The organism is Fibrisoma limi BUZ 3 (genome assembly GCF_000296815.2).
GTDB lineage: Bacteria > Bacteroidota > Bacteroidia > Cytophagales > Spirosomataceae > Fibrisoma > Fibrisoma limi.
Window position 1 is genome coordinate 450,414 of record NZ_CAIT01000010.1, and the last position, 15,147, is coordinate 465,560.

Genomic DNA, 15,147 nt, shown 5'->3' on the forward strand with positions numbered 1-15,147 from the left:
CGGGACGTATGAGTGGTTGAATTGATTGTTCATGATACGTTTGGATACTTACTATTATCGACGAGTGGCAATAATGGCTATTACGGATAGTATTCCAACTACAGTTGGCATTACCTGAAAGGCGCGATCAGCGCTGGCAATTCGTGATTTTCCTGGTTCCACATACACGATATCATTAGGGTGCAGGGAGTAATAAGGTGACCGGAAGGCATCGCGCTTGGTCAGGTCAAGGCGGGTGAAAACGCGCTTTCCTTTTTCTTCGCGTATGATTAGTACGTTATCCCGACGGCCGTAAATGGTGAGGTCACCGGCGAGACCAAGCGCTTCCGGTAGTGTGATTTGCTCATTGGGAATTGTAAACAAGGCAGGCCGGGCAACTTCGCCTAATACGGATACCCGAAAGCTTTGATTTCTGACGTTTACTGTAGGCTCTCGTAAATAATCTTTCAACTTAGCCTGGATTAATTCACTCAACTGAGTGTTCGTCAAACCAACTGCTTTTAAAGTGCCCATTAATGGCAATTTGATGTTGCCATCCTGCCCTACTAAGTAACCCGTAATGGTTGGCAGGGGATTATAAGAGCTACCATTTAAGTTTTGATCAACTACAGTTTTGGCATACGGATTGAAGAACGCAGATGCTTCGGTATTTAGTGAGCTGATCTGAATAGATAGAATATCTCCTTTTTTGATAGTCGGTATATACGATTCTACGAAATTGATTGTATCCTCTTTAAAGTTTGTCCCTCGCTGAAAATAAGTTAGTTGCTTAGACGAAGTGCAGCTTTGTAATACCGATAATACAATAAGAGTAAGTGGATAAATACACTTTAATAATAGTTCTTTCATTACTTCTGTTTTTTTGTAATACATTTTGATTGATGCTGATGATAAACTGGCCCGCTTCTTGCTGATTATTCAGTGTTAACATTTGACGGCAGTTACATCATAAAATGTATAGCAGAATTTGTATCTATGTAAAGTGTCCGACTGTATTATGATTTTTAATGCATTTTTTATTTGATTAAAGGATGTATGCTATAAAAAAAAACTCTTTGATTTAACTTTATAAAGTTGATAATACAGTATCAATAGAATTTAATTAAGGCAATTTTATTTTGAATATTATCTATGATCTGTAGACGAATACTCTTTGATATGTTATTGCTTAATATGAATTAAATTTTTTTAATTCTAAGTAGGATTTAAAATAGTTATATTTTTTGTAAAAAAAATTTTATTTGTCGTTTGTTTATATATTTCTCTATATGAATCTTACTTTTTTTATAATATCTACATCTCGATAATAGATTTATAGAGAAGTTACAGTTTATAAAAATTAGATTATCTGTAATGCCTTAAAGGCCTTTGTATTTTTTTAGAATGAGTTACGGCCAGGTTATTGCCGATTAATAAATCTTCAGAGCCATTTACCGGCTGAAATAATAGTTGTTCCGATGTTTTTCATTTCAGGAAGGGTTTGTCAACTAGTGGATGTATCCTTAGTCAGTTGTGCAATTTACAGAGTTCTTGTCCTTCAGCTTTCGTTGATTAGGTTTATCGTTGAAGTAATGGTGAGTAGGTGACAGTGGGCTCCAAGATTACTTGATTGTCAGGGCATTGACTGAAGTTTATAGAGTAAAAATGATCCATGTCGGTACGTGATAAATACCTTTCCCTAAATGAGATTAGCCACAGACATAATTTGCTAAATGTTATATTTTGCAATGAAGATTTTGTAAAAATAGGTTAAACCCCAATTTTTTAACAGTAAAAGTTGGTATAGGCTATATATTTTTTTGATACCAATGTGTAGATTCACAGCGCATTACTTGATAGAGTAGGCTATTTTGCTTTACTTTTATTTTATCAAGAATTAATCCTAAAACTGCTATGTCTTCTTATACGCGCCGAGACTGGCTTCGCGCTAGTGGTTTACTGACCGCTGGTTTGAGTGCTGGTCTGAAATTCACAAAGGCTGCTACGCCGACTAACTCGGTACAGTCGGTCTTTATCAATGAGTTTGCCATTCTGCCGCCCGACCTGCCTAAGCTACGGGCCCGGCTTTTCGCCAATGAGAATCCACATGGAATCGCGCCCAGTGCCCGCGAAGCCCTGGTCAAGGCTGCGGATTTGGGGAATCGGTACGTCTGGATGGAATTCGCCCAGTTGAAGCAGGCGATTTCTGAAAATGAAGGAGTGAAACCCTCGAATATTATGATGTCGCCAGGATCATCGGACTTGCTGATGGCGGCCGCGGCCCATTACGCCAAAGGAGGAGGTACTATTCTGACCAGTGCCATGACGTATGACGATTTGCTGGAGCGTGCCGAAAAATTCGGAGCCAAAATCGTCAGCATACCGATGACCAAAAACTACCAGTACGATCTGGCTACGATAAAGGCCAAACTGACGCCCGATGTCAAGATGGTCTATATCGTGAATCCGAATAATCCAACGGGTACCATTGTGCCGCCGGCTGAACTGGAAGCTTTTTGCCGCGAGGTAGCGCCGAAAGTACCGGTATTTATGGATGAAGCTTATATCGATTTTCTGGAGCCGGCCGACCGCCCGAAGCTCGGAAAACTGGTTGCTGAAGGCCAGAACGTAATTCTGACGCGTACGTTCTCCAAAATTCATGGGTTTGCGGGACTTCGGCTGGGCTATGCTATTGGGCAGCCCGAAACGCTTAAAGCGCTACGTCAGTACACCAATGGCGAGTTTGCCGTCAGCATTACAACACTCATGGCGGGTATCGCCAGCTACAAGGACGTTGACTGGCAGAATCACTGTCGGACAGAAAACACCAAGGCCCGTGCGTACACGGCAAAAGCGCTGGCCGAGCTGGGTTACGAAGTAATTCCATCGTACGCCAACTTTATGCTGTTCCCGATTCGGATGAAACCCAAGACGTTTGAAAATCAGATGTTTTCTCAGGGTATTGGGATACAGACGCGTGAGTTTGGCGGGCAGCCGTTCTGTCGTGTCAGCGTGGGTACAATGGATGAGATGGTAGCTTTTGTAGAGACATTTAAAAAAGTAGTAGGGTAAGCAAAGGAGGACGGGAAGAAAAGGAGCAGAGGGCCGCCTGCAATCTTTTCTTCCTCTCTCCTCCCTTCGTTTTCTATGACGCGACGAGACTTCATTAATTCGACTGGAGCCAGCTATGCTTCGTTACTTGCCTGGGGCTTTCTTCAGCCAGCCCCAGCTTCTGCCTTCAATTTACCGCCCAACGGTCGGCGCGACGATGGTAAAGCCCGTCGGGTTGTTGTACTGGGAGCAGGCTTAGCCGGGATGGCTGCAGCTTATGAACTCGGCAAACTCGGCTACGACTGCACCGTACTCGAAGCCCGGTCGCGGTCGGGTGGACGGGTCTGGACAGTACGGGGTGGGACAAAGGAAACGGAAAAAGGCAGCGACGCCCAGACGTGTCGGTTTGAGGAGGGTCTTTACTTCAATGGCGGAGCTGCCCGGATTCCGCATCATCACCAGTTAACATTACAGTACTGCCGGGAGTTGGGTGTCCCGCTCGAAATTTTCAACGGCGCTAACGAAGCGGCTTATCTCTACAACGATGGTGGTACCGGTGAACTGGCCAACCGTCGGATGCGGATCAAGGAATACCACAACGACATGCGCGGCTACACCAGCGAACTGCTGGCTAAGGCGCTCGATCAGTCGGCACTCGATCAGCAGTTGACCAAGGAAGACGTCGAAAAGCTGATTGACTTTTTAAAAAACGAGGGAGACCTCAATACGTCGCATCTGTATAAAGGAACCAACCGACGGGGGTATAAAACCAAGGCTGAGCCAGGGGCCGGACCCGTTGCCGGTGAGTTAACCGATCCCTATGGTCTGACGGATTTGTTACGTTCGGGGTTCATGCAGCCGGTTTTCTACAACGTTGGTGACTACGTTTATGAGCAGCAGACAACCCTGCTTCAGCCGGTTGGAGGAATGGATGCCATTCCAAAAGCGCTGGAGAAAAAGCTCACGGGTAAAATAGTGTTTAATGCTCCCGTTACTGAGCTACGTAAGACGGAAAACGGGGTCCGGGTGGTCTATCAGAAAGATGGTAAGCCAACCGAACTGACGGCCGAGTTTTGCGTTTGTACGTTGCCGCTGCCCGTTTTGAAAAACATCGAGTCGGATTTGTCGGGAACGGTAAAACGGGCGGCCGACTTTGTGCCGTACATCAAAACCGGCAAGATTGGACTCCAGTTCAAACGGCGTTTCTGGGAAGAGGACGATCACATCTACGGCGGTATCTCTCGCACCAATATGGATATCAATCAGATCTGGTATCCATCGTTTGGGTTCATGGGCCGCAAGGGCGTATTGATCGGCTACTACAACTTCTATAGCCGGGCCGAAGCCGTGGGCGCTATGCCGATTACTGAGCGTGAAAAGCTCGCGTTGACGCAGGGGAGCAAGATTCATCCGCAGTACCCAGCAGAGTTTGACAATTCGTTTTCCCTGGCGTGGCACCGCATACCCTTCAGCGAAGGCGGTTGGGCAACGTATGATGATGCGACCCGTAAGAAATTTTATCCGTCTCTACTTGAACCTGATGGCAATATCTACCTGGCTGGTGAGCATACGACTTATCTAACCGCCTGGATGGCCGGGGCGTTTACGTCTGCCCGACGGGCCGTCGAAGCCATTCATGCGCGAGTAGGCGAGTACACAAAGAAATAACCATCCCGGCCAAGCTCCGGCTTGGTTAATCTACAATACCACACGGCCATGCCGGAGCTTGGCTCAGACTAATCAGTATGAAAAACAACCTACTTTCGTTCTTCTTCTTTCTGTGTTGTGTCGTAGCGACCCAGTTGCTGAGCCAGCGTGTTTGGGCACAAGCTACGTCGGGGAGCATGACGCTGGATCAGTTGAAATCCATTAAAGCGATCAAAATCGCCAACCTTGATAAAGACACGTACTTCAAATCGGGGGGCTTTATTCTCGATCGCTACGAAGAACGTCCGGCATACGTATTCAACTATAGCGATGGTATTCCGCGCAAAATCTACCTCTACAAAGTATTTGCTGCGGAAGATACCAAAGAACTTGGGCTGCTGGCCATTTATCAGAATGGGAAAACCAACGAGGTGAAACCTTTTGTGATACCTGGTGCGTCGGCCGACCGTAAGGCCTGGGATGCCTACATCGATGATCTCAAGTACGTCGGGGAGAAAGAGCCGGGACTCATGTCGGCGCTTGGCTTCGTTCTGTCGCGCGAAATGGCCATGCTAATGGCCGGCGGAGGAGCTAAGTCTGAAGAGGGTGGTAAGAAAAAGGAAGAGTATAACTTCTGCTTCGCTCCCGATGCGCCCGTAACACTGGCTGACGGCTCGATGAAGGCCATCAGTGACGTAGTTGAAGGCGATCTGGTGATGAGTTACGATGCGAAAAGCAAAGCGCTGATTCAAACATCGGTAACAAAAATAGACCGGCATCAGGGAGATTTTGCCATTGCGGGCGTGTGGCTGACACCGGTTCAGGAGATCACGGCAACCAATACCAACCGTCTGGCAACCCCAACCTTGCTTGAAGCAACTGCCAATCACCCTGTCCTGACCGCTGCGGGCAGAAAGCCGCTTGGCGAGGTTCATCCGGGTGACGTACTGTATCGCTACGAACCGGCAACAAAAACCGTAGTGATGTACAAAGCCGTTCGGACAGAGCCGTCGGTGCGTACCGTCGGCAAAGTCTATAATTTATCAACTCAGAACGGATCGTATCTGGTTGGCGAAACAGTGGTGCTGGATAAGTAAGCAGCATTCAGCCGAAGCATGCAGTAAAAAGCCCTGGCTATCTGGGGCTTTTGCCATTTAAAGACCTTTACTGCCGTTTACGTAAGTCAGTTGGTGGTTTTGGGTTATTCTGAGCATATTGACTATTAATTTGTTTCTGATTCCTCACGTCTATTCTATGCAGCTCGAAATCCGTAACCTTTCTAAAACCTATTCCAACGGCGTACATGCGCTCAAGAGCGTGTCGCTTACGATTCCGCAGGGGATGTTTGGCCTGCTGGGGCCCAATGGGGCCGGTAAATCGTCATTAATGCGAACGATCGCTACCCTACAGGAAGCCGACTCGGGCAGTATTCAACTGACAGGCTTACCCGAGGGCGATATTGACGTACTGCGTCAGAAAGATGCCGTTCGGCGGGTGCTGGGCTATCTGCCCCAGGAGTTTGGGGTTTACCCGCGCGTGACGGCCGAAACCATGCTGGACCACATTGCTACGTTGAAGGGACTGGCCAACGCCCGGGAGCGGAAAGAGATCGTGTCCGGGCTATTGCAGAAGGTTAATCTACATCAGGTACGTAACAAAAACCTGGGTACGTTCTCGGGGGGTATGAAGCAGCGCTTCGGTATTGCGCAGGCGTTGATTGGTAATCCCCGACTTATCATTGTGGATGAACCAACCGCGGGCCTGGACCCCGCCGAACGAAATCGTTTCCATAATCTACTGGCCGAAATTGGGGAGAATACCATTGTCATTCTGTCCACACATATTGTCGAAGACGTAACGAATCTATGCTCCGACATGGCGATCATTTGCCTGGGCGAGGTGGTCGCAACGGGTAATCCAAACGATCTGGTCGAGGACGTACAAGGAAAGATCTGGAAGAAATTCATCGAAAAGTCAGAACTCGCCGACTACCGCGCTACCTACCGAGTAATCTCGACGCAGCTTAAAACCGGCAAAACGCAGATCCACGTCTATGCAGATACGCAACCAGTTGGATTTGATCCGGTTGAGGCTGATCTGGAAGATGTGTACTTTACAGCGATCACGGAGCGGATGGAAGTTGTAACGGTATAATAATAAAGGAGAAAAGGGAGGAGAGAAGGAAAGGGAGAAAAGGAATTCTCCGCCCCCTTTCTCTTCTCCCTTTCCTCCCCTTCCTCCCTTTTTCCCCTTTCCTCATGTTCTTCGAAATCTTCAAATTCGAGCTGAAGTACCGTTTCCGCCGACCGGCAACGTATGGGTACTTCTTTCTGTTGTTTCTGCTAATGGCCCTGGTGACGGTGTATGGAAACGGTCCGGCATCGGAGAAAACGAATGTTAACTCGCCCTATGCCATCGCTAACTTTCTGTCGGTCATCGCCATTTTCGGTACGTTACTGGCTTCGGCCATCATGGGCGTGCCGGTTTACCGCGACATCGAGCACAACACCAAAACGTACTTCTTCAGCTATCCAATCAGCGAAAAAGGCTACCTGTTGGGCCGATACCTGGGCTCGTTCGTAACCTTGCTGTTTGTTATGTCGGGCGCCTGCGTTGGCATTGCGGTCGGGTCGGCGCTGGGGCCGGTGCTGGGTCTGTCCGACAATCCGGACCGTTATGCGCCTTTTGAGCTTTGGCACTATGTTCAGCCGTTTTTGACTATCGTTGTGCCGACGCTGTTCTGCCTGAGTTCTATCTTCTTCGGATTGGTAGCCCTGACGCGCAACGTATTTGTCACGTACGTTGGCAGCATTATTCTCTTCATCGGCTATCTGGTTGCCAGTGCGCTGGTGCAGGACATTGAACAGCGGGAACTGGCTTCTCTGCTCGATCCTTTTGCCAACCGGACCGTGGTGGAGGCTACCCGCTATTGGACCCCGCCGGAGCAGAACACCCTGACCGTTCCGCTGACCGGTACGTTGCTATGGAACCGGTTGCTGTGGTCGGGGCTGGGGTTACTGGTGTTTTTATATACGCTGTTCCGGTTCGATTTCCAGCGGTTCCTCGCCGTTAAACTGGGCAAGAAGAGCAAGGAAGATATGGTGCCCAAAGCGACTAAACCGCTCAGTGAACTGCCAGTGGCCCATAAAGTGTATTCGACCGGCGCGTACCTGCGGCATATGTTCAGCCTGGCCCGGGTTGAGTTCATGAACATCGTGAAGGACCCGTATTTTCTGGCCATTCTGCTTTGTGGCTTCCTGTTCCTGTTCTTCGACGGGTGGTTTGGATTCCCTACGTTCGGAACGCCCTCGCTGCCGCTGACGTACTACATGCTCGAAGTCAAGGATTTCAACTACATCTTATTCGTTTACATCATCCTGATTTTCTACACTGGCGAAGCTGTACATCGCGATAAAGCCGTCCGATACGACAGTATCGCCGACGCGCTGCCCGTGCCCAACTGGCTCAGCTACGGCTCCAAGTTCATTGCGCTGCTTGGTGTCTGCTTTCTGTTGGTCAACCTTGTCTGGATCAGTGGCGTGTTTAATCAGACGATAAAGGGGTACTTCAACTATGAGTTCGGTATGTACTTCGCCGACCTCTACGGCATTGAGTTGTGGGAGTACGTTCAACTGGCGATGCTGACGTTCTTTATCCACATCCTGGTCAACAACAAATTCACGGGGCATATCATCTCGATTGCCGTCTGGATGGTGCTGTTCGGGGTGCGTAACTTCGCCGAGAAGGATTACAACCTGCTGTTCTACAGCTACACACCCGGCTACCGTATTTCAGACCTGAACGGTTTTGGGCACTTCTGGCGTCCGCTCAATTCCTTTAACCTCTACTGGCTGTTGCTCGGCGGGGTTTTGCTGGTATTTGCGAATCTGCTCTGGAATCGGGGTGCCGAAAGTAGTTTGAAAACCCGCTTGAAGCTGGCCCGCCAGCGTTTCAATACACCCGCAGCCATTATCCTGACCATTCTGACGGTGGGCTGGCTCGGCATGGGGGCATACATCTACCGCAACGTCAGCGTGCTCAATACGTATCGAACGCCGGAAGAAAGCCGCAAGCGACTGGCCGAGTACGAAAAGAAATACAAGCGGTACGAACGGATCTGGCAACCAAAGGTGACCGACGTAAACGTGAACGTGGACCTGTTTCCGACGGAGCGCTACGTAGAAGCACAGGGCGTCTTTACAATGGTGAACAAGTCGCCTAAGCCGATTGATTCGTTGCACCTGAACGTGAGCAGTTCGGTAGCGCATTTTAAGCTTACGTCAATCACCATCGACGGCGTTACGCCGAAACTGGTGCATAACGATACGGTGTTCCGGTACTACATCTACCAACTGCCGAAGACGTTGCAGCCGGGCGACACGGTACGGCTGGCTATGTCGACCCACGCCGAAAACCGGGGTTTCGAGAACAATGGCTTCAGTCGCGAGATTGTCTACAACGGCAGCTTCCTGAACGACGGCGATCTGTTTCCGAAATTCGGTTACAGTGCTCAGGGTGAGCTGGATTCGGACAAGTATCGGAAGAAGTACGGTTTGCCCAAAAAAGAGTACAGTGCCCCGAAGCAGACCGATGCGTTTGGCCTGAGCAACCTGCTGTTCAACGATGATGCCGACCTCATTACGTTCGAAGGCACCGTATCGACCGAGCCAGACCAGGTTGCCATTTTGCCCGGCTATTTGCAGAAAGAGTGGGTCAAGAACGGACCCGATGGGCGGCCCCGGAAATACTACGCTTACAAGCAGGAGGGGCTTATGGATTACTTCTTTAACGTGAGTTCGGCCCGCTACGCGGTCAAGAAGGAAACGTACAAAGCACCGGATGGGCAAACGGTGAATATCGAGATTTTTCACCATCCGACGCACACCCGGAACGTCGATCGGTACATTCAGTCGGTGAAAGATGCGGTGGCGTATAATGGCAAAAACTTCCGGCCGTATCAGTACAAACAGGTTCGGATTCTGGAGTTTCCGCGCTACGCTGGTTTTGCGCAGTCGTTTCCCAATACGGTTCCGTACACGGAAAGTTTCGGTTGGGTGGCCGATTTCTCGAACCCCGACAAAACCGACTATGCCTACTACGTAACGGCGCATGAGGTGGCGCACCAATGGTGGGGGCATCAGGTTTGCCCGAGCTTTACGCGGGGTGCCAACCAGATTTCGGAGTCGATGGCTGAGTACGCATCGTTGATGGTGCTGAAGCATAAATACGGCGAAGACGTGATGCAGAATCGACTGAAATACTGCCTGGACAGGTATTTATCCGGCCGCGCCAGCGAAGACAAGTTTGAAGAAACGCTGATCGAGAACGACACGCGGGCGTACATCTGGTACGACAAAGGGTCGCTGGTGTTGTATGCCTTGCAGGACATGATGGGTGAGGACCAGTTGAATAAGGCATTCAGCGATTTTGCCAACAAAAACGCGTTCCTGCAAAAGCCGCCGTTCCCTACATCCGGCAAGTGGTACGGAGCCATTAAAGCGGCCGTGCCTGATTCGCTTCAATATTATGTTGAGGACGCGTTTGAAAAGATTACGCTCTACGAAAACCGTATCAAAAAGGCCGAAGCCACGAAGCTGAAAGGTGATGAATACCGCGTGAAGCTGACCGTCGAAGCTAAAAAACTGTATTACGACAAGAAAGGAAACGAAACCGGCAAGGGCAAAGGCCGCGACCTGATCGAAATTGGTGTTTTCACGGCTGATAGCAAAAACAAAAACGGCCAGACCCGGAAGGTACCGTTATACCTCCAGAAACATTGGCTCACACCCGGTGAGCATACGCTGGAGTTCACCGTGAAAGGCCAGCCCCTAAAAGCGGGAATCGACCCTTACAACAAGCTGATCGACCGCGTTTCTGACGACAACGTCACGAAGGTAGACGTGTTGTAATCGCATGGTTGCGTTCGGGGCTAGTCCCTACGCTTCAAAACCGCCTGCTGCCAGGAGATAGGTAGCGGGCGGTTTGTTTTAAGCCAAGCTCCAATGACAATGAGCCTGACTCACACGAACGAAACGAATTTTGTATTTTTACCTCAAATTCAATCATCATGTTCAAATACGCTCTGGCTACGCTGTTGTCTGGCTTCGTACTGACGGCGGCATCGGCCCAGTCAACATCCAAACCCGCGGGTAAGCAGTCGGGTCGGCTGGCTCCACCCCGTCCCATGGCCCCCGTTGCCAAACTGCCTGAATCATCAATTACGCGTACCGAAGTAGAAGCACATACCCGCTTTCTCGCTTCCGACGAACTTCAGGGACGCCGGACGGGGGAGTCGGGGAACTGGATTGCTGCCCGCTACATTGCCGAACAGTTTCGGCTCCTGGGGTTGAAACCCGCTCCGGGTCAGAGCAACTACCTTCAGACCATTGAACTCGAACGCGTAGTACCGGCTCGCTCAGCAACGTTGCAGATTGGTAGCACTACGCTGGAATTGGGCAAAGACCTGGTCGTAATGGCCGGTGGGCCGATTGACGCAACCGGCGAAGTCGTGTACGTTGGCTACGGCCTGACTGATGGCGAAGATGGCTACAAAGGGCAGGACGTAAAAGGCAAAATTGTGGTTGCGCAGGGGGGCTCACCCGATGCCAAGGGGCCGCGTGAAATTTTCGGTGCCTCAAATTCGAAACGAAAGCTGGCGGCCGATAAAGGAGCAGCAGCATTGCTCGAACTCTATAGCGAATCTATTCCGTGGGGTTTTGTCAATCAGTATTTCAACCGCGAGCAAATTGCAATACCGGTTACGTCAGGTGGTTCCAGCGCGGACCTGACTCACGCCTGGGTGAACAACGCCAACAATCAGTACAAGCAACTGAAAGAGCCCGGCCAAAGCGTAACGCTCCGTAGCTCGGGCCGGACTCGCTCTATGGTCTCCTCTGCCAACGTAGCGGGCCTGATCGAAGGAACAGATTCAAAACTTAGCGACGAATACGTATTGCTGACAGCCCATTTCGACCATGTCGGTGTTGGAAAGCAGGGTGGGGCGGCTTATACCCCTGCTGACAGTATTTTCAACGGTGCCCGCGACAATGCGTTCGGTACCGTGGCGTTGTTGACGGCAGCTAAAGCGTTGAGCGAGCAACGGCCTAAACGCTCCGTACTCGTTGTAGCCCTGACTGGCGAAGAGGTGGGTTTGCTGGGTAGCCGGTATTATGCCGAACACCCACTGGTGCCGTTGAAGCAGACGGTGTTTAACCTGAATACCGATGGGGCCGGTTACAACGATACGACGATTGTATCGGTCATTGGCCTGGAGCGTACGGGGGCCAAGGCAGAAATCGAAACGGCGGCCAAGGCCTTTGGTTTGAGCGTATTTGCCGAACCGGCTCCCGAACAGGGGCTGTTTGATCGATCAGACAACGTAAATTTCGCGATTAAGGGTATTCCGGCGCCCACATTCTCACCGGGCTTTAAAAGCTTCGACGAAGCCATTGCGAAGTATTATCACCAGGCCATTGACAATCCCGAATCGCTCGATTATGGGTACGTTCTGAAGTTTTGCCAGGCGTATTCTTATGCCGCCCGTCTGATTGCTAATCGCCCCAATCGGCCACAGTGGTCGCCCGGCGATAAGTATGAACCCGCGGCCAAGGCCTTGTATGGTTTATAACAGTTGGTTATACCGGTGTATGAATCGTACGCCGGTATAATCGTTGACTAAACTAATCGCTAATCCGAAACGTTATCGTTTTGTAACGAGACACCAACATGCTTATCAAATATCTTTTTATTGCTTTCCTGATTATTGCCTTTGTTCCACCCGTGCGTCGGTTTGTGTTCTATCTGCTGGTGGGGCGGCAATTAGTAAAGGAGCAGAAGCGGCAGCCGTTCGGCAAGCGTCGGGAAGGTGATATTCGTGTGGATAATCAGCCCTCAAAATCGAACGGATCAACGTTTAAAGGAGGTGAATACGTTGATTACGAAGAAGTAAAATAGTTACTGCTGTTCGTATTCCACCCGATACTTAGCCGCAATTCCTTTTAGTATGTAGCCGTTGGTAGTCATGGATGTAAAGTAGCTGTACTGTACATCGACCAGAGCATCGGCACCCAGATTTTTAGCCTGTAGCGACATTCTGGCGAGCAGAATTTCTTTCTCCTGCATGTTATTCCCCCGTTTCACCATGCGCCGGTTCACCATCTGCTGAGCTACAACGGGGGTTTCATTCTTAATCTCCAGTTCTCGCAGCGGAATGAAAGGCCGATCGGGTCGCTCATTGGCGTAGAAAATGTCGACCGGATAGTTCGGTCGGTTTTGCAGATAAACAATCGGCCGGAAGCAACCTGCCAGGGCGCTGCTGAGAAACAAACCAAAGAGTAGTTTCGTACCTTTTTTCATGGTTCGGTCGACTTGTTACATAGCTGGTTGAAGGTTACATGGCAGCTACGAGTTCGGCCACAATCCGTGGGTAGTGCTCATGTTCCAGTTTCTGCACGTGGCGGGCTACGTCCTCGGGCGAATCCGTTGGCGCAACCGGACAACTGGCCTGAAAAATAATCTGGCCTTCATCGTAGTGCTCGTTTACGTAGTGGATCGTAATTCCGGATTCCGTCTCCCCGGCTGCGACAACGGCTTCGTGAACGAAATGCCCGTACATGCCTTTGCCCCCGAATTTAGGTAATAAAGCCGGATGAATGTTAACAATACGATCCGGAAACGCCTGAACCAGTTCTGAAGGCATGAGCCACATAAAGCCCGCCAGGACGATCAGGTCAATTTTTTGTGCCTGTAACAGGCGTGTAACCTGATTTGATTCGTAAAACGTAGTGCGGTCGAACAACAGAACCGGAATGTGGAGCCGCCGGGCGCGGTCAATAACACCAGCTTTCGGGTTGTTTGAGAGAATTAATGTGGTCTCAACATCAGGGATATTGGTGAGGTATTCCGCAATTTTTTCGGCGTTCGAACCAGAACCGGAGGCAAAAATGGCAATTTGTTTGGTCATTGTGCAGAGGTTGGCGGTCGAGGTATAATTGTTTAAAACGAAGCCCTACAACTGACTTACGACCATCGACGGACCGGCGAAATTACAACTTTTGTCTATTTTTGTCGGCAGTAGTCCTGACTCCGATGCTGGCAACCAATCAACTTACGTTTCAATACTCACCTGCCAAGCAGTTTGCGTTTCCCGACGTTCGCTGCGCCGACCGCGAAGCCCTCCTGATTCTGGGGCGGTCGGGAACGGGTAAAACAACCCTGCTGCACCTGCTGGCCCTGCTGCTGAAGCCCGACAGCGGTTCGGTTACGATCAACCAGACGGATATGACTCAGCTCAGCCCGGCGCAGACGGTCGCTTTCCGGGCCAGGCACGTTGGTATCGTGTTCCAAAAACCTCACTTTGTCAGTTCACTGTCCGTCTTGGACAATCTGTTGCTTTCCAATTATCTGGCTGGTCAGCCGCAGAACAAAGAGCGGGCCCGGCAGTTGGCTGCGCAACTGGGTTTTGGCGATCATCTTTCCAAAAAGACGCACCAGCTCAGCCAGGGTGAACAGCAGCGGGTCAGCATCGCCCGGGCGGTTATGAATCAGCCGCAGGTTATTCTGGCCGACGAACCTACGTCTAACCTTGACGACGAGAACACGGAACGTGTGGTGAGGTTGCTTCGCGAACAATCCGAGCAGATTGGTGCCAGCCTGATCGTCGTTACCCACGATCAGCGCCTGAAAGACGTGTTTCAAAATCGAATTGAACTCTAATGCGGCTATTGCTGCGCCGGTATGACCCGACTCATGCGAATTCTGTTACTAGTTGTTCTGTTGCTTCCCGGGCTGGCTTCTGCTGGGGGCCAGGATGGTCGACCACGTAAGAAAAAGGATTATCTGGTTACCCTCAAAACCGACTACGGTACAATGCGGCTGGTGCTGTACGACCAGACGCCAAAACACAAGGAAAACTTTATCAAGCTGGTTGAGCGCAAATTTTACGACAGCCTGATGTTCCACCGGATCATCCAGCAGTTCATGATTCAGGGTGGAGATCCAGCGTCGCGCCGGGCCAAATCAGACGAGCCGCTCGGCAACGGCGATGTGGGCTACAAAATACCGGCTGAGTTTGCCCCCGCCTTATTTCACAAAAAAGGGGCTCTGGCCGCAGCCCGCGACAACAACCCCGATAAAGCGTCGAGTGGCTGTCAGTTCTACATTGTGCAGGGCCGGGTTTGGACCGACGACGACTTGCAGAAACAGGTCGAACGCGCAACCGCCCGGGGTGGCCGGGTGCCAACCGATGCGCAGAAACAGGTGTATAAGACGCTCGGCGGAACACCCCATCTGGACGGCAACTACACTGTTTTTGGGGAAGTAATCGACGGATTGGCCGTAGTAGACAGTATTGCCAAACAGCCCCGCAACGATACCGACCGGCCGCGACAGGACATCCGAATGACAATGGACGGCCAGTGGGTGAAAAAGAAGAAGATTACAAAACAGTATAAGTATCAATATTAATGGACA

General features: G+C 50.4%; 12 protein-coding genes. 9 read left to right on the top strand and 3 right to left on the bottom strand.

All coding sequences use genetic code 11. The features are described 5' to 3' along the window. Positions 1–54: 54 nt before the first annotated feature. On the bottom strand, positions 55–849 hold the full coding sequence (locus tag BN8_RS29850) for a polysaccharide biosynthesis/export family protein (protein ID WP_040007074.1): 795 nt from the start codon (positions 847–849) through the stop codon (positions 55–57). Positions 850–1,893: 1,044 nt separating this feature from the next. Here BN8_RS29850 and BN8_RS29855 point away from each other — a divergent pair. The 7 genes from BN8_RS29855 (at position 1,894) to BN8_RS29885 (ending at position 12,630) form a co-directional block, all read left to right on the top strand. Further along, the gene (locus BN8_RS29855) at positions 1,894–3,051 is read left to right on the top strand and encodes a pyridoxal phosphate-dependent aminotransferase (protein ID WP_009285697.1); all 1,158 of its coding nucleotides are present in this window, start codon (positions 1,894–1,896) and stop codon (positions 3,049–3,051) included. 75 nt (positions 3,052–3,126) lie between these two features. Further along, entirely contained in the window at positions 3,127–4,698 is a 1,572-nt protein-coding gene (locus BN8_RS29860) for a flavin monoamine oxidase family protein (RefSeq protein WP_009285698.1), read from the top strand. A 77-nt stretch (positions 4,699–4,775) separates the two neighbouring features. Beyond that, positions 4,776–5,774 carry a Hint domain-containing protein gene (locus tag BN8_RS29865; protein ID WP_009285699.1) on the top strand — a complete coding sequence of 333 codons (999 nt, stop codon included), beginning with the start codon at positions 4,776–4,778 and terminating at the stop codon, positions 5,772–5,774. Between the two features lie 157 nt (positions 5,775–5,931). Then, a complete protein-coding gene (locus tag BN8_RS29870) occupies positions 5,932–6,831 on the top strand; it encodes an ABC transporter ATP-binding protein (RefSeq protein ID WP_009285700.1) in 900 nt (299 codons plus the stop codon). 104 nt (positions 6,832–6,935) lie between these two features. Continuing rightward, positions 6,936–10,586 (top strand): ABC transporter permease/M1 family aminopeptidase, encoded by a 3,651-nt coding sequence (locus tag BN8_RS29875; RefSeq protein WP_009285701.1) that lies wholly within the window; start codon positions 6,936–6,938, stop codon positions 10,584–10,586. Between the two features lie 158 nt (positions 10,587–10,744). Beyond that, on the top strand, positions 10,745–12,304 hold the full coding sequence (locus BN8_RS29880) for a M28 family peptidase (RefSeq protein WP_009285702.1): 1,560 nt from the start codon (positions 10,745–10,747) through the stop codon (positions 12,302–12,304). Positions 12,305–12,402: 98 nt separating this feature from the next. Next, a complete protein-coding gene (locus BN8_RS29885) occupies positions 12,403–12,630 on the top strand; it encodes a hypothetical protein (protein ID WP_009285703.1) in 228 nt (75 codons plus the stop codon). On the opposite strand, the gene BN8_RS29890 is transcribed toward BN8_RS29885, so the two are convergent. Then, positions 12,631–13,032 carry a hypothetical protein gene (locus tag BN8_RS29890; RefSeq protein WP_009285704.1) on the bottom strand — a complete coding sequence of 134 codons (402 nt, stop codon included), beginning with the start codon at positions 13,030–13,032 and terminating at the stop codon, positions 12,631–12,633. Positions 13,033–13,066: 34 nt separating this feature from the next. Further along, complete coding sequence (gene purN, locus BN8_RS29895; RefSeq protein WP_009285705.1) at positions 13,067–13,639, bottom strand: phosphoribosylglycinamide formyltransferase; 573 nt, start codon at positions 13,637–13,639, stop codon at positions 13,067–13,069. Positions 13,640–13,764: 125 nt separating this feature from the next. Between purN and BN8_RS29900 the strand changes: the two genes are divergently transcribed. Next, entirely contained in the window at positions 13,765–14,391 is a 627-nt protein-coding gene (locus BN8_RS29900) for an ABC transporter ATP-binding protein (RefSeq protein WP_009285706.1), read from the top strand. 21 nt (positions 14,392–14,412) lie between these two features. After that, entirely contained in the window at positions 14,413–15,141 is a 729-nt protein-coding gene (locus BN8_RS29905; RefSeq protein ID WP_009285707.1) for a peptidylprolyl isomerase, read from the top strand. Positions 15,142–15,147 lie beyond the last annotated feature (6 nt).

Coding starts and splice junctions, on each gene's coding strand:
- BN8_RS29855 (WP_009285697.1), top strand. CDS start 1,894: ATGTCTTCTTATACGCGCCGAGACTGGCTTCGCGCTAGTGGTTTACTG.
- BN8_RS29900 (WP_009285706.1), top strand. CDS start 13,765: ATGCTGGCAACCAATCAACTTACGTTTCAATACTCACCTGCCAAGCAG.
- purN (WP_009285705.1), bottom strand. CDS start 13,639: ATGACCAAACAAATTGCCATTTTTGCCTCCGGTTCTGGTTCGAACGCC.
- BN8_RS29875 (WP_009285701.1), top strand. CDS start 6,936: ATGTTCTTCGAAATCTTCAAATTCGAGCTGAAGTACCGTTTCCGCCGA.
- BN8_RS29885 (WP_009285703.1), top strand. CDS start 12,403: ATGCTTATCAAATATCTTTTTATTGCTTTCCTGATTATTGCCTTTGTT.
- BN8_RS29870 (WP_009285700.1), top strand. CDS start 5,932: ATGCAGCTCGAAATCCGTAACCTTTCTAAAACCTATTCCAACGGCGTA.
- BN8_RS29860 (WP_009285698.1), top strand. CDS start 3,127: ATGACGCGACGAGACTTCATTAATTCGACTGGAGCCAGCTATGCTTCG.
- BN8_RS29865 (WP_009285699.1), top strand. CDS start 4,776: ATGAAAAACAACCTACTTTCGTTCTTCTTCTTTCTGTGTTGTGTCGTA.
- BN8_RS29850 (WP_040007074.1), bottom strand. CDS start 849: ATGAAAGAACTATTATTAAAGTGTATTTATCCACTTACTCTTATTGTA.
- BN8_RS29880 (WP_009285702.1), top strand. CDS start 10,745: ATGTTCAAATACGCTCTGGCTACGCTGTTGTCTGGCTTCGTACTGACG.
- BN8_RS29890 (WP_009285704.1), bottom strand. CDS start 13,032: ATGAAAAAAGGTACGAAACTACTCTTTGGTTTGTTTCTCAGCAGCGCC.
- BN8_RS29905 (WP_009285707.1), top strand. CDS start 14,413: ATGACCCGACTCATGCGAATTCTGTTACTAGTTGTTCTGTTGCTTCCC.